The 19,484-nt window shown below is 67.9% G+C and carries 32 protein-coding genes; 31 read left to right on the top strand and 1 reads right to left on the bottom strand.

Annotated elements, in window-relative coordinates; all coding sequences use genetic code 11:
* Nucleotides 1–450: 450 nt before the first annotated feature.
* From rpsJ to truA, 31 genes are all read left to right on the top strand, one after another.
* A complete protein-coding gene (gene rpsJ, locus ACFWEG_RS10660; RefSeq protein WP_014054162.1) occupies nt 451–759 on the top strand; it encodes a 30S ribosomal protein S10 in 309 nt (102 codons plus the stop codon).
* 14 nt (nt 760–773) lie between these two features.
* Complete coding sequence (gene rplC / locus ACFWEG_RS10665; RefSeq protein ID WP_387211933.1) at nt 774–1,418, top strand: 50S ribosomal protein L3; 645 nt, start codon at nt 774–776, stop codon at nt 1,416–1,418.
* Nucleotides 1,419–1,425: 7 nt separating this feature from the next.
* Nucleotides 1,426–2,079 (top strand): 50S ribosomal protein L4, encoded by a 654-nt coding sequence (gene rplD, locus ACFWEG_RS10670; RefSeq protein ID WP_387211936.1) that lies wholly within the window; start codon nt 1,426–1,428, stop codon nt 2,077–2,079.
* A complete protein-coding gene (rplW, locus tag ACFWEG_RS10675; protein ID WP_387211939.1) occupies nt 2,079–2,498 on the top strand; it encodes a 50S ribosomal protein L23 in 420 nt (139 codons plus the stop codon). The genes rplD and rplW overlap by 1 nt, the downstream gene beginning before the upstream one ends.
* 39 nt (nt 2,499–2,537) lie before the next feature.
* Complete coding sequence (rplB, locus tag ACFWEG_RS10680) at nt 2,538–3,374, top strand: 50S ribosomal protein L2 (protein ID WP_387211942.1); 837 nt, start codon at nt 2,538–2,540, stop codon at nt 3,372–3,374.
* Nucleotides 3,375–3,388: 14 nt separating this feature from the next.
* Complete coding sequence (rpsS, locus tag ACFWEG_RS10685) at nt 3,389–3,670, top strand: 30S ribosomal protein S19 (RefSeq protein ID WP_283853425.1); 282 nt, start codon at nt 3,389–3,391, stop codon at nt 3,668–3,670.
* A gap of 40 nt (nt 3,671–3,710) precedes the next feature.
* A complete protein-coding gene (gene rplV, locus ACFWEG_RS10690) occupies nt 3,711–4,058 on the top strand; it encodes a 50S ribosomal protein L22 (RefSeq protein WP_004571827.1) in 348 nt (115 codons plus the stop codon).
* Nucleotides 4,058–4,900 carry a 30S ribosomal protein S3 gene (rpsC, locus tag ACFWEG_RS10695; protein ID WP_387211945.1) on the top strand — a complete coding sequence of 281 codons (843 nt, stop codon included), beginning with the start codon at nt 4,058–4,060 and terminating at the stop codon, nt 4,898–4,900. Before rplV ends, rpsC begins: the two co-directional genes overlap by 1 nt.
* A gap of 5 nt (nt 4,901–4,905) precedes the next feature.
* Nucleotides 4,906–5,325 (top strand): 50S ribosomal protein L16, encoded by a 420-nt coding sequence (gene rplP, locus ACFWEG_RS10700; RefSeq protein WP_017239579.1) that lies wholly within the window; start codon nt 4,906–4,908, stop codon nt 5,323–5,325.
* A complete protein-coding gene (gene rpmC, locus ACFWEG_RS10705; protein WP_387211948.1) occupies nt 5,325–5,549 on the top strand; it encodes a 50S ribosomal protein L29 in 225 nt (74 codons plus the stop codon). The genes rplP and rpmC overlap by 1 nt, the downstream gene beginning before the upstream one ends.
* Nucleotides 5,549–5,836 carry a 30S ribosomal protein S17 gene (rpsQ, locus tag ACFWEG_RS10710; protein WP_387211951.1) on the top strand — a complete coding sequence of 96 codons (288 nt, stop codon included), beginning with the start codon at nt 5,549–5,551 and terminating at the stop codon, nt 5,834–5,836. Before rpmC ends, rpsQ begins: the two co-directional genes overlap by 1 nt.
* A 118-nt stretch (nt 5,837–5,954) precedes the next feature.
* Entirely contained in the window at nt 5,955–6,323 is a 369-nt protein-coding gene (rplN, locus tag ACFWEG_RS10715) for a 50S ribosomal protein L14 (protein ID WP_003966950.1), read from the top strand.
* A gap of 2 nt (nt 6,324–6,325) precedes the next feature.
* A complete protein-coding gene (rplX, locus tag ACFWEG_RS10720) occupies nt 6,326–6,649 on the top strand; it encodes a 50S ribosomal protein L24 (RefSeq protein ID WP_387211954.1) in 324 nt (107 codons plus the stop codon).
* Nucleotides 6,649–7,206, top strand: a complete 558-nt coding sequence (gene rplE / locus ACFWEG_RS10725) for a 50S ribosomal protein L5 (protein ID WP_387211957.1) — start codon at nt 6,649–6,651, stop codon at nt 7,204–7,206. The genes rplX and rplE overlap by 1 nt, the downstream gene beginning before the upstream one ends.
* Before the next feature lie 2 nt (nt 7,207–7,208).
* Nucleotides 7,209–7,394, top strand: a complete 186-nt coding sequence (locus ACFWEG_RS10730; RefSeq protein WP_024491590.1) for a type Z 30S ribosomal protein S14 — start codon at nt 7,209–7,211, stop codon at nt 7,392–7,394.
* Between the two features lie 254 nt (nt 7,395–7,648).
* On the top strand, nt 7,649–8,047 hold the full coding sequence (rpsH, locus tag ACFWEG_RS10735; RefSeq protein ID WP_018528360.1) for a 30S ribosomal protein S8: 399 nt from the start codon (nt 7,649–7,651) through the stop codon (nt 8,045–8,047).
* A 21-nt stretch (nt 8,048–8,068) separates the two neighbouring features.
* The gene (gene rplF, locus ACFWEG_RS10740) at nt 8,069–8,608 is read left to right on the top strand and encodes a 50S ribosomal protein L6 (RefSeq protein ID WP_387211960.1); all 540 of its coding nucleotides are present in this window, start codon (nt 8,069–8,071) and stop codon (nt 8,606–8,608) included.
* Between the two features lie 3 nt (nt 8,609–8,611).
* Nucleotides 8,612–8,995, top strand: a complete 384-nt coding sequence (gene rplR / locus ACFWEG_RS10745) for a 50S ribosomal protein L18 (RefSeq protein ID WP_387211963.1) — start codon at nt 8,612–8,614, stop codon at nt 8,993–8,995.
* A gap of 46 nt (nt 8,996–9,041) precedes the next feature.
* Nucleotides 9,042–9,644, top strand: a complete 603-nt coding sequence (gene rpsE / locus ACFWEG_RS10750; protein WP_006126891.1) for a 30S ribosomal protein S5 — start codon at nt 9,042–9,044, stop codon at nt 9,642–9,644.
* The gene (gene rpmD, locus ACFWEG_RS10755; protein WP_056552385.1) at nt 9,644–9,826 is read left to right on the top strand and encodes a 50S ribosomal protein L30; all 183 of its coding nucleotides are present in this window, start codon (nt 9,644–9,646) and stop codon (nt 9,824–9,826) included. The genes rpsE and rpmD overlap by 1 nt, the downstream gene beginning before the upstream one ends.
* A gap of 2 nt (nt 9,827–9,828) precedes the next feature.
* Entirely contained in the window at nt 9,829–10,284 is a 456-nt protein-coding gene (gene rplO, locus ACFWEG_RS10760) for a 50S ribosomal protein L15 (RefSeq protein ID WP_387211967.1), read from the top strand.
* Nucleotides 10,285–10,667: 383 nt separating this feature from the next.
* Nucleotides 10,668–11,978 carry a preprotein translocase subunit SecY gene (gene secY, locus ACFWEG_RS10765; protein ID WP_387211970.1) on the top strand — a complete coding sequence of 437 codons (1,311 nt, stop codon included), beginning with the start codon at nt 10,668–10,670 and terminating at the stop codon, nt 11,976–11,978.
* Nucleotides 11,978–12,640, top strand: coding sequence for an adenylate kinase (locus ACFWEG_RS10770; protein WP_387211973.1), 663 nt, complete (start codon nt 11,978–11,980; stop codon nt 12,638–12,640). Before secY ends, ACFWEG_RS10770 begins: the two co-directional genes overlap by 1 nt.
* Before the next feature lie 323 nt (nt 12,641–12,963).
* On the top strand, nt 12,964–13,800 hold the full coding sequence (gene map, locus ACFWEG_RS10775; RefSeq protein ID WP_387211976.1) for a type I methionyl aminopeptidase: 837 nt from the start codon (nt 12,964–12,966) through the stop codon (nt 13,798–13,800).
* Between the two features lie 192 nt (nt 13,801–13,992).
* Nucleotides 13,993–14,214 carry a translation initiation factor IF-1 gene (gene infA / locus ACFWEG_RS10780; protein WP_003956442.1) on the top strand — a complete coding sequence of 74 codons (222 nt, stop codon included), beginning with the start codon at nt 13,993–13,995 and terminating at the stop codon, nt 14,212–14,214.
* Between the two features lie 54 nt (nt 14,215–14,268).
* Nucleotides 14,269–14,382, top strand: a complete 114-nt coding sequence (gene rpmJ / locus ACFWEG_RS10785) for a 50S ribosomal protein L36 (protein ID WP_003956441.1) — start codon at nt 14,269–14,271, stop codon at nt 14,380–14,382.
* Nucleotides 14,383–14,602: 220 nt separating this feature from the next.
* On the top strand, nt 14,603–14,983 hold the full coding sequence (gene rpsM, locus ACFWEG_RS10790; protein ID WP_387211979.1) for a 30S ribosomal protein S13: 381 nt from the start codon (nt 14,603–14,605) through the stop codon (nt 14,981–14,983).
* 72 nt (nt 14,984–15,055) lie between these two features.
* Complete coding sequence (gene rpsK / locus ACFWEG_RS10795; protein WP_003948617.1) at nt 15,056–15,460, top strand: 30S ribosomal protein S11; 405 nt, start codon at nt 15,056–15,058, stop codon at nt 15,458–15,460.
* 152 nt (nt 15,461–15,612) lie between these two features.
* On the top strand, nt 15,613–16,635 hold the full coding sequence (locus ACFWEG_RS10800; RefSeq protein WP_003966937.1) for a DNA-directed RNA polymerase subunit alpha: 1,023 nt from the start codon (nt 15,613–15,615) through the stop codon (nt 16,633–16,635).
* A 192-nt stretch (nt 16,636–16,827) separates the two neighbouring features.
* Nucleotides 16,828–17,313 (top strand): 50S ribosomal protein L17, encoded by a 486-nt coding sequence (rplQ, locus tag ACFWEG_RS10805; protein ID WP_387211982.1) that lies wholly within the window; start codon nt 16,828–16,830, stop codon nt 17,311–17,313.
* Nucleotides 17,314–17,409: 96 nt separating this feature from the next.
* A complete protein-coding gene (gene truA, locus ACFWEG_RS10810; RefSeq protein WP_387211985.1) occupies nt 17,410–18,276 on the top strand; it encodes a tRNA pseudouridine(38-40) synthase TruA in 867 nt (288 codons plus the stop codon).
* Nucleotides 18,277–18,312: 36 nt separating this feature from the next.
* Here the strand turns inward: truA and galU are convergent, their stop codons facing one another.
* Nucleotides 18,313–19,224 carry a UTP--glucose-1-phosphate uridylyltransferase GalU gene (gene galU / locus ACFWEG_RS10815; RefSeq protein ID WP_387211988.1) on the bottom strand — a complete coding sequence of 304 codons (912 nt, stop codon included), beginning with the start codon at nt 19,222–19,224 and terminating at the stop codon, nt 18,313–18,315.
* Nucleotides 19,225–19,484 lie beyond the last annotated feature (260 nt).

Here is a 19,484-nt window from a genome sequence, read left to right on the forward strand (position 1 = left end):
GTCCTCACGGACGGGGCGCGGGGCCCCTGGCCTGTCCCCGGGTTTGAGGTCCGTCACATCGGGGGTAATCTCTTCCGCCCGATTGGCCCTGAGAGGGTCGGGTGTGCCAGACTGTCCGGGTTGCTCGATCGAGTGCCAATGCCGTGCGCCTCCCGCCGGGAGGACCGGAAGCGAGTCCCGCAGTACTCGTCACCGCCCTTCGCGGTGGAAGTACGGGAATCTTCCGGGAAGTGCGGTGGGGTCCCTCGATCAGGCGCCTGGTGGGTGTTCTTCCCCTGCCGCTCTCCTCGAAGTGAGGCAATCCGTGTACGGATCCTTGTTGGCGGGAGTGCGACACGCCCGACCGCGTGGGTCGGAGTGAAGGACCGGAGGACCGGGTCCGTCGGAAGGAAGACGGGCACAGCGCACCAGGTCCCAGAGCGTTTCTAGAGACAGGACTACTGAGTAGCCATGGCGGGACAGAAGATCCGCATCCGGCTCAAGGCCTACGACCACGAGGTCATCGACTCCTCGGCGAAGAAGATCGTCGAGACGGTGACCCGCACTGGTGCGTCGGTCGCGGGCCCGGTGCCGCTGCCCACTGAGAAGAACGTGTACTGCGTCATCAAGTCGCCGCACAAGTACAAGGACGCGCGCGAGCACTTCGAGATGCGCACGCACAAGCGCCTCATCGACATCCTCGACCCCACGCCGAAGACGGTTGACTCGCTCATGCGTCTCGACCTGCCGGCCGGTGTCGACATCGAGATCAAGCTCTGAAGGGACGGGCCGAGATGAGCAAGAACATCAAGGGCGTCCTGGGCGAGAAGCTCGGCATGACCCAGGTCTGGGACGAGAACAACCGGGTCGTCCCGGTGACCGTCGTCAAGGCCGGTCCGTGCGTCGTGACGCAGGTCCGTACGAACGACCGCGACGGCTACGAGTCGGTCCAGATCGCCTTCGGCGAGATCGACCCGCGCAAGGTGAACAAGCCCCTCAAGGGCCACTTCGCCAAGGCCGACGTGACCCCCCGCCGCCACCTGGTGGAGATCCGCACCCCCGACTCCTCCGAGTACACGCTCGGCCAGGAGATCACCGCTGAGGTGTTCGAGTCCGGCGTCAAGGTCGACGTCACGGGCAAGAGCAAGGGCAAGGGCTTCGCCGGTGTCATGAAGCGTCACAACTTCGCCGGCGGCAAGGCCTCGCACGGTGCCCACCGCGTGCACCGCAAGCCCGGTTCCATCGGTGGCTGTGCCACCCCCGGCCGTGTCTTCAAGGGCATGCGCATGGCGGGCCGCATGGGCAACGAGCGGGTCACCACCCAGAACCTGACCGTCCACGCCGTTGACGCCGAGAAGGGTCTGCTGCTCATCAAGGGCGCCGTCCCCGGCCCCAACGGTGGCCTCGTCCTGGTCCGCACCGCGGCCAAGGGGGTTTGAGGAACCGATGAGCACCATTGACATCCTGTCGCCGTCCGGCGAGAAGAACGGGACCGTCGAGCTCCCCGCGGAGATCTTCGGTGTCGAGAAGATCAGCATCCCGCTGATCCACCAGGTCGTCGTCGCGCAGCTGGCCGCCGCCCGTCAGGGCACGCACAAGGTCAAGCGTCGTGGCGAGGTCCGCGGTGGTGGGCGCAAGCCGTACCGCCAGAAGGGCACCGGCCGTGCGCGCCAGGGCTCGACCCGCGCGCCGCAGTTCGCCGGCGGTGGCGTCGTCCACGGCCCGCAGCCGCGTGACTACTCGCAGCGGACCCCGAAGAAGATGAAGGCCGCGGCCCTGCGCCACGCCCTCACCGACCGGGCCCGCAACGCTCGCATCCACGTCGTCTCCGACGTGGTCGAGGGCGCCGTCTCCACGAAGGCCGCGAAGACGCTGTTCGCGAAGGTCAGCGAGCGCAAGCACGTGCTCCTGGTCGCCGAGCGCGCCGACGAGCTCTCGTGGCTCTCCGCCCGCAACCTGCCCCAGGTGCACATCCTGGAGCCGGGCCAGCTGAACACGTACGACGTGCTCGTCTCTGACGACGTGGTCTTCACCAAGGCCGCCTTCGAGTCCTTCGTGTCCGGCCCGCAGGCCACCGACACCGAGGGAGATGAAAGCTGATGGCTATTCGTCACCAGAGCATCGCCTCCAAGGCCGCCAAGGCCAAGAAGGCAGCCCGCATCGCCAAGGCGAAGCGCATCGAGACCCACGGCAAGATCGCCGTTGAGCCGACTCCGCTGAGCAAGTCCTTCTCCGACCCGCGCGACGTCCTCGTCAAGCCGGTCGTCTCCGAGAAGTCCTACGCGCTCCTCGACGAGGGCAAGTACACGTTCATCGTGGCGCCCGGTTCGAACAAGACCCAGATCAAGCAGGCCGTGGAAGCGGTCTTCGAGGTCAAGGTCACCGGGGTCAACACGATCAACCGCCAGGGCAAGCGCAAGCGCACCCGCACCGGTTTCGGCAAGCGTGCCGACACCAAGCGCGCCATCGTGACCCTCGCTGAGGGCGACAGTATCGACATCTTCGGCCAGGCCTCCTGACGGAGCGCCCTGGTCCGAGTATCGGACGAGGACTGAGAAATGGGAATCCGCAAGTACAAGCCGACTACGCCGGGCCGTCGCGGCTCCAGCGTCGCCGACTTCGTCGAGGTAACGCGGTCCACGCCGGAGAAGTCGCTGGTCCGCCCGCTGCACAGCAAGGGTGGCCGTAACAACGCCGGTCGGATCACCGTTCGTCACCAGGGTGGCGGACACAAGCGCGCCTACCGCGTGATCGACTTCCGTCGTCACGACAAGGACGGCGTGCCGGCCAAGGTCGCGCACATCGAGTACGACCCCAACCGCACCGCGCGCATCGCGCTGCTGCACTACGCGGACGGCGAGAAGCGCTACATCCTCGCGCCGCGTGGCACCCAGCAGGGTGACCGCATCGAGTCGGGCCCCACCGCCGACATCAAGCCGGGCAACAACCTGGCGCTGCGCAACATCCCGGTGGGTACGACGCTCCACGCCATCGAGCTGCGTCCCGGCGGCGGCGCCAAGTTCGCCCGCTCCGCCGGTGCGTCCGTGCAGCTGCTCGCGAAGGAGGGCACCATGGCCCACCTTCGCATGCCGTCCGGCGAGATCCGTCTCGTCGACGCCCGCTGCCGCGCCACGATCGGCGAGGTCGGCAACGCCGAGCAGTCGAACATCAACTGGGGCAAGGCCGGCCGCATGCGCTGGAAGGGCGTCCGCCCGACCGTGCGTGGTGTCGTGATGAACCCGGTCGACCACCCGCACGGTGGTGGCGAGGGCAAGACCTCCGGTGGTCGCCACCCGGTCTCGCCGTGGGGCAAGAAGGAGGGTCGTACTCGTGATCGCAACAAGGCGAGCAACAAGTACATCGTCCGCCGCCGCAAGACGAACAAGAAGCGCTAGGAGCGGGTTTTAAGATGCCGCGCAGTCTCAAGAAGGGGCCCTTCGTCGACGGCCACCTCATCAAGAAGGTGGACGCGCAGAACGAGGCAGGCACCAAGAACGTCATCAAGACCTGGTCCCGTCGCTCGATGATCGTCCCGGCCATGCTGGGTCACACCATCGCGGTGCACAACGGCAAGATCCACGTCCCGGTGTTCGTCACCGAGTCGATGGTCGGCCACAAGCTCGGCGAGTTCTCGCCGACTCGCACCTTCCGCGGCCACGTCAAGGACGACCGGAAGTCGAAGCGCCGCTAAGGCGGGGTGACTGACTATGACTTACACCGAAGGGACAACCATGGAAGCCAGGGCCCAGGCGCGGTACATCCGCGTCACGCCCATGAAGGCCCGCCGCGTGGTGGACCTCATCCGTGGCATGGACGCCACGGAGGCTCAGGCGGTCCTGCGTTTCGCCCCGCAGGCCGCGAGCGTGCCGGTCGGCAAGGTGCTGGACAGCGCCATCGCCAACGCCGCACACAACTACGACCACACCGACGCCTCTTCGCTGGTCATCAGCGAGGCGTACGTGGACGAGGGTCCGACCCTGAAGCGGTTCCGGCCGCGTGCCCAGGGCCGCGCCTACCGGATCCGTAAGCGGACCAGCCACATCACCGTGGTCGTCAGCAGCAAGGAAGGAACCCGGTAATGGGCCAGAAGGTTAACCCGCATGGGTTCCGCCTCGGTGTCACCACGGACTTCAAGTCCCGCTGGTACGCCGACAAGCTGTACAAGGACTACGTCAAGGAAGACGTCGCCATCCGTCGGATGATGACGTCCGGCATGGAGCGCGCCGGCATCTCGAAGGTGGAGATCGAGCGCACCCGTGACCGCGTCCGCGTCGACATCCACACCGCGCGTCCGGGCATCGTCATCGGCCGTCGTGGCGCCGAGGCCGACCGCATCCGCGGCGACCTCGAGAAGCTCACGGGCAAGCAGGTCCAGCTGAACATCCTCGAGGTCAAGAACCCCGAGATGGACGCCCAGCTGGTCGCGCAGGCCGTCGCCGAGCAGCTCAGCTCCCGCGTCTCCTTCCGCCGTGCCATGCGCAAGAGCATGCAGGGCACCATGAAGGCCGGCGCCAAGGGCATCAAGATCCAGTGCGGTGGCCGTCTCGGCGGCGCCGAGATGTCCCGGTCGGAGTTCTACCGCGAGGGTCGTGTGCCGCTGCACACGCTGCGCGCGAACGTCGACTACGGCTTCTTCGAGGCCAAGACCACCTTCGGCCGCATCGGCGTGAAGGTCTGGATCTACAAGGGCGACGTCAAGAACATCGCCGAGGTCCGCGCCGAGAACGCCGCGGCCCGTGCGGGCAACCGCCCGGCGCGCGGTGCGGGTGACCGTCCGGCCGGTGGCCGCGGTGGCGCCCGTGGTGGCGAGCGTGGCGGCCGCGGCCGCAAGCCGCAGCAGTCCGCTCCGGCGGCCGAGGCCCCCAAGGCCGACGCCCCCGCCGCGGCTGCTCCGGCTGAGAGCACCGGAACGGAGGCCTGACCGACATGCTGATCCCCCGTAGGGTCAAGCACCGCAAGCAGCACCACCCCAAGCGCTCCGGCGCGAGCAAGGGTGGTACGCAGGTCGCGTTCGGCGAGTACGGCATCCAGGCCCTCACGCCGGCGTACGTGACCAACCGCCAGATCGAGGCGGCCCGTATCGCGATGACCCGCCACATCAAGCGTGGCGGCAAGGTCTGGATCAACATCTACCCGGACCGCCCGCTCACCAAGAAGCCCGCCGAGACCCGCATGGGTTCCGGTAAGGGTTCTCCGGAGTGGTGGATCGCGAACGTCAAGCCGGGTCGGGTGATGTTCGAACTGTCCTACCCGAACGAGAAGATCGCGCGCGAGGCTCTGACCCGTGCGGCTCACAAGCTGCCGATGAAGTGCAAGATCGTCAAGCGCGAGGCAGGTGAGCTGTGATGTCGGCCGGAACCAAGGCGTCCGAGCTGCGCGAACTGGGCAACGAGGAGCTTCTCGCGAAGCTCACCGAGGCCAAGGCTGAGCTGTTCAACCTCCGCTTCCAGGCGGCGACGGGCCAGCTCGAGAACCACGGTCGGCTCAAGGCCGTCCGGAAGGACATCGCGCGGATCTACACCCTGATGCGTGAGCGCGAGCTGGGCATCGAGACGGTGGAGAGCGCCTGATGAGCGAGAGCAACGTGACTGAGACCACGAAGACCGAGCGCGGTTTCCGCAAGACCCGTCAGGGTCTGGTCGTCAGCGACAAGATGGACAAGACCGTCGTCGTCGCCGTCGAGGACCGCGTCACCCACGCCCTGTACGGCAAGGTCATCCGCCGTACGAGCAAGCTCAAGGCTCACGACGAGCAGAACGCCGCCGGCGTCGGCGACCGCGTCCTCCTGATGGAGACCCGGCCGCTGTCGGCGACGAAGCGCTGGCGCGTCGTCGAGATCCTCGAGAAGGCCAAGTAAGACCGCCCGAGGGTGAATCCGCCCTCGGGTCAGTTCCGCCAGGCTCGGCAGGGGCCCCGCCTCCCTCAGGGGGAGACGCAGCCCCTGCCGGGAACCGGCAGACAAACAGGAGATAGACGTGATCCAGCAGGAGTCGCGACTCCGCGTCGCCGACAACACGGGTGCGAAGGAAATTCTCACCATTCGTGTTCTCGGTGGCTCGGGTCGCCGCTACGCGGGCATCGGTGACGTCATCGTCGCCACCGTCAAGGACGCGATCCCCGGTGGCAACGTGAAGAAGGGTGACGTCGTCAAGGCGGTCATCGTTCGCACCGTCAAGGAGCGCCGCCGCCAGGACGGCTCGTACATCCGCTTCGACGAGAACGCCGCCGTCATTCTGAAGAACGACGGCGACCCCCGCGGCACCCGTATCTTCGGCCCCGTGGGCCGTGAGCTGCGCGAGAAGAAGTTCATGAAGATCATCTCGCTCGCGCCGGAGGTGCTGTAAGCATGAAGATCAAGAAGGGCGACCTGGTCCAGGTCATCACCGGTAAGGACAAGGGCAAGCAGGGCAAGGTCATCGCGGCCTTCCCCCGCGAGGACCGCGTCCTGGTCGAGGGTGTCAACCGGGTCAAGAAGCACACCAAGGCGAACCAGCCGGGCCGCGCCTCCCAGGCCGGCGGCATCGTCACGGTCGAGGCCCCGGTCCACGTGAGCAACGTCCAGCTCGTCGTGGAGCAGGACGGCAAGAAGGTCGTTACCCGCGTCGGCTTCCGTTTCGACGACGAGGGCAACAAGATCCGCGTGGCCAAGCGGACCGGTGAGGACATCTGATGACTACCACCACTTCTCCGCGCCTCAAGCAGAAGTACCGCGAGGAGATCGCGGGCAAGCTGCACGAGGAGTTCTCGTTCGAGAACGTCATGCAGATCCCCGGCCTCGTCAAGATCGTGGTCAACATGGGTGTGGGCGACGCCGCCCGCGACTCCAAGCTGATCGACGGCGCCATCAAGGACCTCACCACGATCACCGGCCAGAAGCCGGCCGTGACCAAGGCCCGCAAGTCCATCGCGCAGTTCAAGCTGCGCGAGGGTCAGCCGATCGGCTGCCACGTCACCCTCCGCGGTGACCGCATGTGGGAGTTCCTGGACCGTACGCTGTCGCTCGCGCTGCCGCGTATCCGTGACTTCCGCGGCCTGTCGCCGAAGCAGTTCGACGGCCGTGGCAACTACACGTTCGGTCTCACGGAGCAGGTCATGTTCCACGAGATCGACCAGGACAAGATCGACCGCGTCCGGGGCATGGACATCACCGTGGTCACCACGGCGAAGAACGACGACGAGGGTCGCGCCCTTCTCCGTCACCTCGGCTTCCCGTTCAAGGAGAACTGACCGTGGCGAAGAAGTCGCTGATCGCTAAGGCCGCCCGCAAGCCCAAGTTCGGTGTGCGTGGCTACACCCGCTGCCAGCGCTGTGGCCGTCCGCACTCCGTCTACCGCAAGTTCGGCCTGTGCCGTGTGTGCCTCCGTGAGATGGCTCACCGCGGCGAGCTGCCGGGCGTGACCAAGAGCTCCTGGTAATCCCCGAGAAATCGGGCATTGCGCAGGACTCTCGGTAAGTTACCGGGCCGGCAGGTGCCCCTCCCCGATGCCGTAGGCTTGAGGGGTTGGGCGTCTGCCGCCCTGGATCGCCTGCGAACCCCTCGAACACGAGGCGGTTCGCTGACAATCGCTTACTACGCCGTAGGTCCCCGCGCCGCACCCGTCCCGCCTCTGAGCGGGGAGAGGGATGGCGCATACAGGAAACCCCGGCGAGAGAGGCCGAAGGCCAATTCATGACCATGACTGATCCGATCGCGGACATGCTGACTCGTCTGCGTAACGCGAACTCGGCGTACCACGACACCGTGGCGATGCCGCACAGCAAGATCAAGTCGCACATCGCGGAGATCCTCCAGCAGGAGGGCTTCATCACCGGCTGGAAGGTCGAGGACGCCGAGGTCGGCAAGAACCTCGTCCTCGAGCTGAAGTTCGGTCCGAACCGCGAGCGCTCCATCGCGGGCATCAAGCGGATCTCGAAGCCGGGTCTGCGTGTGTACGCGAAGTCCACCAACCTGCCGAAGGTCCTCGGTGGCCTGGGCGTGGCGATCATCTCCACGTCCCACGGTCTCCTGACCGGCCAGCAGGCAGGCAAGAAGGGCGTAGGTGGGGAAGTCCTCGCCTACGTCTGGTAGTCGGGAAAGGAAGAGAAGCTCATGTCGCGAATCGGCAAGCTCCCCATCCAGGTTCCCGCCGGTGTGGACGTCACCATCGATGGCCGCACGGTCGCGGTGAAGGGCCCCAAGGGCTCCCTCTCGCACACCGTCGCCGCGCCGATCGAGGTCACCAAGGGTGAGGACGGCGTCATCAGCGTCACCCGCCCCAACGACGAGCGTCAGAACAAGGCCCTCCACGGCCTGTCCCGCACGCTGGTGGCGAACATGATCACCGGCGTGACCACGGGTTACGTCAAGGCGCTCGAGATCAGCGGTGTCGGTTACCGCGTCCAGGCGAAGGGCTCCAACCTGGAGTTTGCGCTCGGATACAGCCACCCGATCCTGATCGAGGCCCCCGAAGGCATCACCTTCAAGGTCGAGTCGCCCACGAAGTTCTCGGTCGAGGGCATCGACAAGCAGAAGGTCGGCGAGACGGCGGCCAAGATCCGCAAGCTGCGGAAGCCCGACCCGTACAAGGCCAAGGGCGTCAAGTACGCCGGCGAGGTCATCCGCCGCAAGGTCGGAAAGGCTGGTAAGTAAGCCATGGCATACGGTACGAAGATCGCCAAGGGTGACGCGTACAAGCGCGCCGCCATCAAGCGTCGCCACGTCCGCATCAGGAAGCACATCTCCGGTACGCCGGAGCGTCCCCGCCTGGTCGTGACGCGCTCCAACCGCAACATCGTGGCCCAGGTCATCGACGACATCGCGGGCCACACGCTCGCCTCGGCGTCGACCCTGGACACCTCGATCCGCGGCGGCGAGGGCGACAAGAGCGCCCAGGCGCAGCAGGTCGGCGCCCTGGTCGCCGAGCGCGCCAAGGCGGCCGGTGTCGAGACCGTCGTGTTCGACCGTGGTGGCAACAGGTACGCCGGGCGCATCGCCGCTCTGGCTGACGCCGCCCGCGAGGCCGGGCTGAAGTTCTGAGCCCCGGTTCCGGGACTAACGGACGTAACAGAGAGAGGTAGATCCAATGGCTGGACCCCAGCGCCGCGGGAGCGGTGCCGGTGGCGGCGAGCGGCGGGACCGGAAGGGTCGCGACGGTGGCGCTGCCGCCGAGAAGACCGCTTACGTTGAGCGCGTTGTCGCGATCAACCGCGTTGCCAAGGTTGTCAAGGGTGGTCGTCGCTTCAGCTTCACCGCGCTCGTCGTGGTCGGAGACGGTGACGGCACCGTAGGTGTCGGTTACGGCAAGGCCAAGGAAGTTCCCGCGGCCATCGCGAAGGGTGTCGAGGAGGCCAAGAAGAACTTCTTCAAGGTCCCGCGCATCCAGGGCACCATCCCGCACCCCATCACGGGTGAGAAGGCGGCGGGCGTCGTCCTGCTCAAGCCGGCGTCCCCCGGTACCGGCGTCATCGCCGGTGGCCCGGTGCGTGCCGTGCTCGAGTGCGCCGGCGTGCACGACATCCTGTCGAAGTCGCTCGGTTCGTCGAACGCGATCAACATCGTGCACGCGACCGTGGAGGCCCTGAAGGGCCTGCAGCGTCCCGAGGAGATCGCGGCCCGCCGCGGTCTGCCCCTCGAGGACGTCGCCCCCGCGGCCCTGCTCCGTGCGCGTGCAGGGGCGGGTGCGTAATGGCTCGCCTCAAGGTCACGCAGACGAAGTCGTACATCGGCAGCAAGCAGAACCACCGCGACACCCTGCGTTCGCTCGGCCTCAAGCGGGTCAACGACGTGGTTGTCAAGGAGGACCGTCCTGAGTTCCGCGGCATGGTGCACACCGTCCGCCACCTCGTGACGGTCGAGGAGGTCGACTGATCATGGGTGAGCAGAACCCGCTCAAGATCCACAACCTCCGTCCCGCCCCCGGGGCCAAGACCGCGAAGACCCGTGTGGGTCGCGGTGAGGCGTCGAAGGGTAAGACGGCCGGTCGTGGCACCAAGGGCACCAAGGCCCGCTACCAGGTTCCGGAGCGCTTCGAGGGTGGGCAGATGCCCCTCCACATGCGCCTCCCGAAGCTCAAGGGCTTCAAGAACCCGTTCAAGACCGAGTACCAGGTCGTGAACCTCGACAAGCTCGCCCAGCTCTACCCCGAGGGCGGCGAGGTCACCGTCGCCTCCCTCGTGGAGAAGGGCGCTGTTCGCAAGAACAGCCTCGTCAAGGTCCTCGGCCAGGGTGAGGTCTCCGTGGCGCTGACCGTGACGGTGGACGCCGTCTCGGGCTCCGCCAAGGAGAAGATCACCGCCGCCGGCGGCAGCGTCACCGAGCTCGTCTGAGCTCGCTGACAGCGCGAACACCCCGACCGGGGACGCCTCTTCACGGAGGCGTCCCCGGTCGTTCGTCGTTCCGGGGGTGTGTCCGCGCCCCCTCCGGACACCCCGTGCGGGTGAGAACCGACACGGGGAATGGGGGGAGTTGGGGCGAGTTGCGCTGGTGGCCGTGTGCGGGGCGGGGTGTTCGGTTCGAAGGGGTCGTTCCACGGAGCCCTGAGCGCCGGTAAGGTTGGCCGTCGCAGTGTGTGCCCTCATCCTCCGCACGAGGGCCGGTCAGAACGCCGGCCCCCGTCGCACCGGCCGGGGCGGCTGCGGGCGCAAGTCCACATACATCGATCTCAAGACCGTCACCTCTACGCAACGGCGCGGGGGTCGCAGGAGGCACCGTGCTCACCGCGTTCGCCCAGGCGTTCAAGACGCCTGACCTGCGCAAGAAGCTGCTCTTCACGCTCGGCATCATCGTGGTCTACCGGCTCGGCGCCTCGGTGCCGATCCCGGGCGTCTCCTACGAGAACGTCCAGATCTGCCTCGACCAGGCGAGCTCCAACTCGGGGCTCTTCGGCCTGGTCAACATGTTCAGCGGCGGGGCGCTGCTGCAGATCACGATCTTCGCGCTGGGCATCATGCCGTACATCACGGCGAGCATCATTCTTCAGCTGCTGACCGTGGTGATCCCGAGGCTGGAAGCCCTGAAGAAGGAAGGGCAGTCCGGCACCGCGAAGATCACGCAGTACACCCGGTACCTGACGGTCGCCCTCGCCATCCTCCAGGGCACCGGCCTGGTCGCCACCGCCCGCAGCGGCGCGCTCTTCCAGAACTGCCCGGTCGCCTCGCAGGTCGTGCCGGACCAGTCGATCTTCGTCACGGTCGTCATGGTCCTCACGATGACCGCGGGCACCGCGGCCGTCATGTGGCTCGGCGAGCTGATCACCGACCGCGGCATCGGCAACGGCATGTCCATCCTGATGTTCATCTCGATCGCCGCGGGCTTCATCGGCGCGATCTGGTCGATCAAGCAGCAGGGCAAGCTGGCCGACGGCTGGATCGAGTTCGGCATCGTGATCCTGGTCGGCCTGGCCATGGTCATGCTGGTGGTGTTCGTCGAGCAGGCGCAGCGCCGCATCCCGGTGCAGTACGCGAAGCGGATGATCGGGCGCCGCTCCTACGGCGGTACGTCCACGTACATCCCGCTGAAGGTCAACCAGGCGGGCATCATCCCCGTGATCTTCGCCTCGTCGCTGCTCTACATCCCGATGCTGATCGCGCAGTTCTCCAACGGGAACTCGGCGTGGGCGAAGTGGATCCAGCAGCACTTCATCGACGGCAAGCCGATCTACGTGGCGGTCTACTTCCTGCTGATCGTGTTCTTCGCCTTCTTCTACGTCGCCATCTCCTTCAACCCCGAGGAAGTGGCCGACAACATGAAGAAGTATGGTGGCTTCATTCCGGGCATCCGGGCCGGCCGGCCCACCGCCGAGTACCTCTCCTACGTACTCAACCGGATCACGTGGCCGGGCTCGCTGTACCTGGGCCTGATCGCTCTCGTGCCGACACTGGCGTTGGCACCTCTGGGCGCGAACCAGAACTTCCCGTTCGGCGGGACGAGCATCCTCATCATCGTGGGTGTGGGTCTGGAGACCGTGAAGCAGATCGAGAGCCAGCTCCAGCAGCGTAATTACGAAGGGTTCCTCCGCTGATGCGTATCGTCCTCGTCGGGCCGCCCGGGGCGGGCAAGGGAACGCAGGCCGCGTTCCTTGCCGAGAACCTGGGTATCCCGCACATCTCCACGGGTGACCTCTTCCGGGCGAACATCAGCCAGAAGACGGAGCTGGGGCGCGCCGCGAAGTCCTACATGGACGCGGGGAACCTGGTGCCCGACGAGGTCACCATCGGGATGGCCGAGGACCGCATGAAGCAGGCGGACGCGGCGGGCGGGTTCCTGCTCGACGGGTTCCCGCGGAACGTCGCGCAGGCGCAGGCGCTGGACGCGTTCCTGTCGGGCCAGGGGGCCGCGCTGGACGCCGTCCTCGACCTGGAGGTGCCGGAGGACGAGGTCGTCAAGCGCATCGCCGGGCGTCGGATCTGCCGCAACGACTCCGCGCACGTCTTCCACGTCTCGTACGCGCCGCCCGCCGTCGAGGGTGTCTGCGACACCTGCGGCGGGGAGCTGTACCAGCGGGGCGACGACACCGAGGCGACCGTGCGGAACCGGTTGGACGTGTACCACCGCGAGACCGAGCCGATCATCGACCACTACAAGGCGCAGGGCCTCGTCGTGACGATCTCGGCGCTCGGGAAGGTGGCGGAGGTCACCTCGCGTGCGATGGCGGCGCTCGGACGCGACGACCAGGCGGCGTAGCTTTTCTGCACCGGCGTGCGGCCGCACGGTCCCCCTCGCGGGGACTGTGCGGCCGCCGCCGCGTTTCCGGGCGCGGCCCGGTCTTTCCCCACCCCGCCCCTTCCCGAATCCCTCACGCGCCGGGCGGCTCAGCGCCTGCGGCGCGTGCACGGGCTGCGCCCGCGCGACCTCAAGCGCCTGCCGGGCTGGAGTTCTTGGTGCCGCCCCCCTGAGGCACCCACCGCCTTGAGGGACGGGGTGGGGCGGGGGTGGTCGTATCGTGGAAGGGTGCGGGCCGGCCGATACGCGGGTGGTCCAGGTCGGACGGAAGGCAGGTCGCAGGCGTGGTGGAGATCAAGACCCCGGAGCAGATCGCGAAGATGCGCGAGGCGGGGCTTGTCGTCGCCGCCATCCACGAGGCGACGCGCAAGGCGGCCGTGCCGGGGGCGACGACGCGGGACCTGGACGAGGCCGCGCGCAAGGTGATCGCGGAGCACGGGGCGACGTCGAACTTCCTGGGGTACGGGGGCTTCCCGGCGACGATCTGCACCTCGGTGAACGAGGTCGTCGTGCACGGGATCCCGGACGAGAAGACCGTCCTGAAGGACGGCGACCTGATCTCGATCGACTGCGGCGCGATCGTGGACGGCTGGCACGGGGACGCGGCGTACACCGCGTTCGTGGGGGAGGGGCACAGCCCCGAGCTGATCGAGCTCTCCCGGGTGACGGAGGAGTCGATGTGGGCCGGCATCGCCGCGATGAAGCCCGGCGGCCGGCTCGTGGACGTCTCGCGGGCGATCGAGGCGTACATCCGCCGCCAGCCCCGCCCGGGCGGCGGCAAGTACGGCATCGTCCAGGACTACGGCGGCCACGGCATCGGCTCGGCCATGCACATGGAGCCGCACGTCCTCAACTACGTCGAGCGCCGCCGCGGCCGCGGGCCGAAGCTCGTGCCCGGCCTCTGCCTCGCCATCGAGCCCATGGTCTCCCTCGGCACCCCCCGCACCCGCGTCCTCGAGGACGAGTGGACCGTCGTCACCACCGACGGCACCTGGTCCTCCCACTGGGAGCACTCCATCGCCCTCACCGAGTCCGGCCCCTTCGTCCTCACCTCCCCCGACGGCGGCGCCGCGAAGCTCGCGGAGCTGGGCGTCGCGGTCGCCCCGGACCCGCTGGGCTGAGCGGGGAGTCCGCCGGGCGGGAGGGGTGCGGGTTGGCGGGAGATCCGGTTAGGGATCTCCCGCGGTGGGCATTCTTAGCGGATTCGTCTTTTCGGGTGCCCTGGCGTAGACTGACTCGTCGGCTCTCGTGCACCCGCATGCCTGCATGTGCGTACGAGCGTCGATCAAGGTAGCCGATTCGAAGGGCATAGCGTGGCCAAGAAGCAAGGTGCCATCGAAATCGAGGGCACCGTGATCGAGTCCCTCCCGAACGCGATGTTCAAGGTGGAACTCCAGAACGGTCACAAGGTCCTCGCGCACATCTCGGGCAAGATGCGCATGCACTACATCCGCATCCTCCCGGATGACCGGGTCGTGGTGGAGCTCTCTCCGTACGACCTGACGCGTGGACGGATCGTCTACCGCTACAAGTAGATCCTGCCGTCCGCGCCCCGGCGTGGACGCACCGAGCCCGGAGAACCTCACCTCATGAAGGTCAAGCCGAGCGTCAAGAAGATCTGCGACAAGTGCAAGGTGATCCGCCGCCACGGCCGGGTCATGGTCATCTGCGACAACCTGCGCCACAAGCAGCGCCAGGGCTGACGCACCGACCGTAGGACCTGCACCCCGCAGTTCTTCGCGCGACGCGAGCAAGCAGTACCCAGCAGTACCTGTACACAAGCAGCACCCGACCGCCGTGGCGACACGGTGTCGACACCTCCAGCGGAGGCTGGGGACCCGGAACGTACCACCCCTCGTACGAGGGGGGTCGGCGGCCGGGAACGGTGCTGCGGAAGACCTCCGAACCAATCAGGAGCCATAGATGGCACGCCTTTCCGGCGTTGACCTCCCGCGCGACAAGCGCGTCGAGGTCGCTCTCACCTACGTCTTCGGCATCGGGCGCACCCTGTCGCAGAAGGCGCTGGCCGAGACCGGTGTCAACCCCAACACCCGTGTGCGCGACCTGGCCGAAGAGGACCTGGTCAAGCTCCGCGAGTACGTGGACAACCACTTCAAGACCGAGGGTGACCTCCGTCGCGAGATCGCCGCCGACATCCGCCGCAAGGTCGAGATCGGCTGCTACCAGGGTCTGCGTCACCGCCGCGGTCTCCCGGTCCACGGCCAGCGCACCAGCACGAACGCCCGTACCCGCAAGGGTCCGCGTCGCGCGATCGCCGGCAAGAAGAAGCCGGGCAAGAAGTAGTCCCCACAGCGGACGCTTATCAGCGGTCTTCGCTGTAGGACCGATCACCTCCCTCTCCAGCTGGAGTAAGACATGCCCCCCAAGGGTCGTCAGGGCGCAGCCAAGAAGGTGCGTCGCAAGGAAAAGAAGAACGTCGCTCACGGCCACGCGCACATCAAGAGCACGTTCAACAACACCATCGTCTCGATCACGGACCCCACGGGCAACGTGATCTCCTGGGCCTCCGCCGGCCACGTCGGCTTCAAGGGCTCGCGCAAGTCGACCCCGTTCGCCGCGCAGATGGCCGCCGAGTCGGCCGCGCGCCGCGCGCAGGAGCACGGCATGCGCAAGGTCGACGTCTTCGTCAAGGGCCCCGGCTCCGGCCGTGAGACCGCGATCCGCTCGCTGCAGGCGACCGGGCTCGAGGTCGGCTCGATCCAGGACGTGACGCCCACCCCGCACAACGGGTGCCGTCCCCCCAAGCGTCGCCGCGTCTGATCCCACGGCCTGCGGGCCGCTGGATCGCGCACGTCGCTCGACCTGAGTGACCGGGCGGTACGGCCTTCGCGGCCGTGCCGCCCGTACTCTTGAAACAGCACCACCCCATCGGGCATCAAATAGCGGGTGTCCATGACTGAAGGAAAAAGCGCATGCTGATCGCTCAGCGTCCGTCGCTGACCGAAGAGGTCGTCGACGAGTTCCGTTCGCGGTTCGTGATCGAGCCCCTGGAGCCCGGTTTCGGGTACACCCTGGGCAACTCGCTCCGCCGCACCCTCCTCTCCTCCATCCCCGGCGCCGCTGTCACCAGCATCCGGATCGACGGTGTCCTGCACGAGTTCACCACCGTGCCGGGCGTCAAGGAGGACGTCACCGACCTGATCCTCAACATCAAGCAGCTGGTCGTCTCCTCGGAGCACGACGAGCCGGTCGTGATGTACCTGCGCAAGCAGGGCCCGGGTCTGGTCACCGCCGCCGACATCGCGCCGCCGGCCGGTGTCGAGGTGCACAACCCCGACCTCGTCCTCGCCACGCTGAACGGCAAGGGCAAGCTGGAGATGGAGCTGACCGTCGAGCGCGGTCGCGGCTACGTCTCCGCGGTGCAGAACAAGCAGGTGGGTCAGGAGATCGGGCGCATCCCGGTCGACTCGATCTACTCGCCGGTCCTCAAGGTCACGTACAAGGTCGAGGCGACGCGTGTCGAGCAGCGCACCGACTTCGACAAGCTGATCGTGGACGTCGAGACCAAGCAGGCGATGCGTCCGCGTGACGCGATGGCCTCCGCCGGTAAGACGCTGGTCGAGCTGTTCGGTCTCGCGCGCGAGCTCAACATCGACGCCGAGGGCATCGACATGGGCCCGTCGCCGACGGACGCGGCCCTGGCTGCGGACCTCGCCCTGCCGATCGAGGAGCTCGAGCTCACCGTCCGGTCGTACAACTGCCTCAAGCGTGAGGGCATCCACTCGGTGGGGGAGCTCGTCGCGCGGTCCGAGGCGGACCTGCTCGACATCCGCAACTTCGGTGCGAAGTCGATCGACGAGGTCAAGGCGAAGCTGGCCGGGATGGGCCTCGCGCTCAAGGACTCCCCGCCCGGGTTCGACCCCACCGCGGCGGCGGACGCGTTCGGTGCGGACGACGACGCCGATGCGGGCTTCGTTGAGACCGAGCAGTACTAAGAGCTCGGAGCTCGACGTTCGCTCTCGGGTGCGGGTGGATTGTGGCTGGTCGCGCAGTTCCCCGCGCCCCTGGAGGGGCTGCGCCCCCAGGAAAGCCTCCGGACTCTGTCCGGATCTCCGACAGGCGGCCGCCTGCTCGGACACTGACTTCGGTACCTGATACGGCCGGGGCAGATCACAAGGAGTAACACCATGCCGAAGCCCGCCAAGGGTGCCCGTCTGGGTGGCAGTGCCGCGCACGAGAAGCTGCTGCTCGCGAACCTCGCGAAGTCGCTGTTCGAGCACGGCAAGATCACGACGACGGAGGCGAAGGCGCGCCGGCTGCGGCCCGTCGCCGAGCGTCTGATCACGAAGGCGAAGAAGGGCGACATCCACAACCGTCGCCAGGTGCTGCAGACGATCACGGACAAGAGCGTCGTCCACACGCTGTTCGCCGAGATCGGCCCGCGCTACGAGAACCGCCCCGGTGGTTACACGCGCATCACCAAGATCGGTAACCGTCGTGGGGACAACGCCCCCATGGCCGTCATCGAGCTGGTCGAGGCCCTGACCGTGGCCCAGCAGGCCACCGGTGAGGCCGAGGCCGCCACGAAGCGTTCGGTGAAGGAGCAGGAGGCCAAGAAGGCCGACGAGACTCCCGCCGCCGAGGCTCCGGCCGAGGAGAGCAAGGACGCCTGAGGCGTCTGAGCACTGCTTGCCGAGTCGGGCCCGCACTCCCCGCAGGGGGTGCGGGCCCGCTCTCGTTCCCCACCGTTGGCGCAGGAAGGCGTGTTGATGAGTGACGAGGTGGCGCCCGGCCACGTGCGGGTGCGGTTCGACCTGTCCTACGACGGGACGGACTTCTCCGGCTGGGCCCGGCAGCCCAGCGGGCGGCGGACCGTGCAGGGCGAGATCGAGGAGGCGCTGCGGACGGTGACCCGCGCCCCGGAGGTCTTCCCGCTGACGGTCGCGGGCCGCACGGACGCGGGCGTGCACGCGCGCGGACAGGTCGCGACGGCGGACCTGCCGGACGCGGTGTGGGCCGAGCACGGCGAGAAGCTGCTGAAGCGGCTCGCCGGACGCCTGCCGCGCGACGTGCGGATCTGGCGCGTCGCCGAGGCGCCGGCCGGGTTCAACGCCCGCTTCGCCGCGGTCTGGCGCCGGTACGCCTACCGGATCACCGACCACCCGGGCGGCGCGGACCCGCTGCTGCGCAACCACGTGCTGTGGCACGACTGGGAGTTGGACGTCGACGCGATGAACGCGGCGGCTGAACTCCTGCTCGGCGAGCACGACTTCGCCGCGTTCTGCAAGAAGCGCGAGGGCGCCACGACGATCCGCACCCTGCAGCGGCTCGACCTCGTGCGGTCCGAGGCGGACGGGATCGTCACCGCGACCGTCCAGGCGGACGCGTTCTGCCACAACATGGTGCGCTCGCTGATCGGCGCGCTGCTGTTCGTGGGGGACGGCCACCGCCCCGTGGAGTGGGCGGGCGAGGTGCTCGCGGCCGGTGTGCGGGACTCCTCCGTGCACGTCGTGAAGCCGCACGGGCTGACGCTGGAGGAAGTCGGCTACCCGGCCGACGAGTTGCTGGCGGCCCGGGCCCGGGAGGCGCGCAACCTGCGCACGCTTCCCGGGACTTCGGGCGGCGGGTGCTGCTGAGCGGGTGCTGCCGAGCCCCGCGCGGGACGACGCGGGTCAGTCGGTCAGCTCGTTGGCGACGAACTTCCGCAGCCAGTCGCGGAACTCGGGGCCGAGGTCCTCGCGCTCCGCGGCGAGCCGGACCGTCGCCTTGAGGTAGTCGGCGCGGTCGCCGGTGTCGTAGCGGCGGCCGTCGAAGACGACGCCGTGGACCGGTTCGCCGTTCGCGGCAAGGGTGTTGAGGGCGTCGGTGAGCTGGATCTCGCCGCCGGCGCCGGGCGCGGTCTCGCGCAGCACGTCGAAGACGGCCGGGTCGAGGACGTACCGGCCGATGACGGCCAGGCTGCTCGGCGCGGTGCCGGGGGCCGGCTTCTCGACCAGCTCGGTCAGGCGCAGGACGTCCTCGCCGGCGTCGGTGGGCTCGACGGCGGCGCAGCCGTACAGGTGGCTGCGGTCGGCCGGGACCGGGGTGAGGGCGACGACGGTCCCCCCGAAGCGCTCGCGGACCTCGATCATGCGGGTGAGCAGCGGGTCGCGCGGGTCGATGAGGTCGTCGCCGAGCAGCACCGCGAAGGGCTCGTCGCCGACGTGCGCCGCGGCGCAGAGGACGGCGTGGCCGAGGCCCTTGGGGTCGCCCTGGCGGGCGTAGTGGACCTGGCCGAGGTTGCTGGAGGCGTCGACCAGGGCGAGCTTGGCGGTGTCGCCCTTCTTCGCGAGCAGCGACTCCAGCTCGTAGTTGCGGTCGAAGTGGTCCTCGAGGGCGCGCTTGTTGCGGCCCGTGATCATGAGGATGTCGGTCAGGCCGGCGGACGCGGCCTCCTCGACCACGTACTGGATGGCCGGCTTGTCGACCAGCGGCAGCATCTCCTTCGGGTTGGCCTTGGTGGCCGGAAGGAAGCGGGTGCCGAGTCCGGCGGCCGGGATCACGGCCTTGAGCAGTGGCTTGGTGGTGTGCTGTGAAGACGTCATGGACGCGTGCCCGAGCCGGTGGCCGGGCGTCCCTCCCCTGGGTGTGCGCGATTCCGACTCATCCTAGGGGCAGTCGGGCCGTGCTCCCGTCCGTTCGTTCGCGACTGAACAGAATGTCGGTTGGTGAAACAATCCGTTCACCCTTCCGACGCGCATATTTATCAGAGATGAACGGCAACGGCCGCCCCGCGAAAGGAAGTCATCCGTCGTCCGTCGAATTCCTCGTATAAGCTCAACCGATCCCGGCCCTGGGTGTGTCA

The sequence above is a fragment of the Streptomyces sp. NPDC060194 genome (assembly GCF_042728285.1).
Taxonomy (GTDB): domain Bacteria; phylum Actinomycetota; class Actinomycetes; order Streptomycetales; family Streptomycetaceae; genus Streptomyces.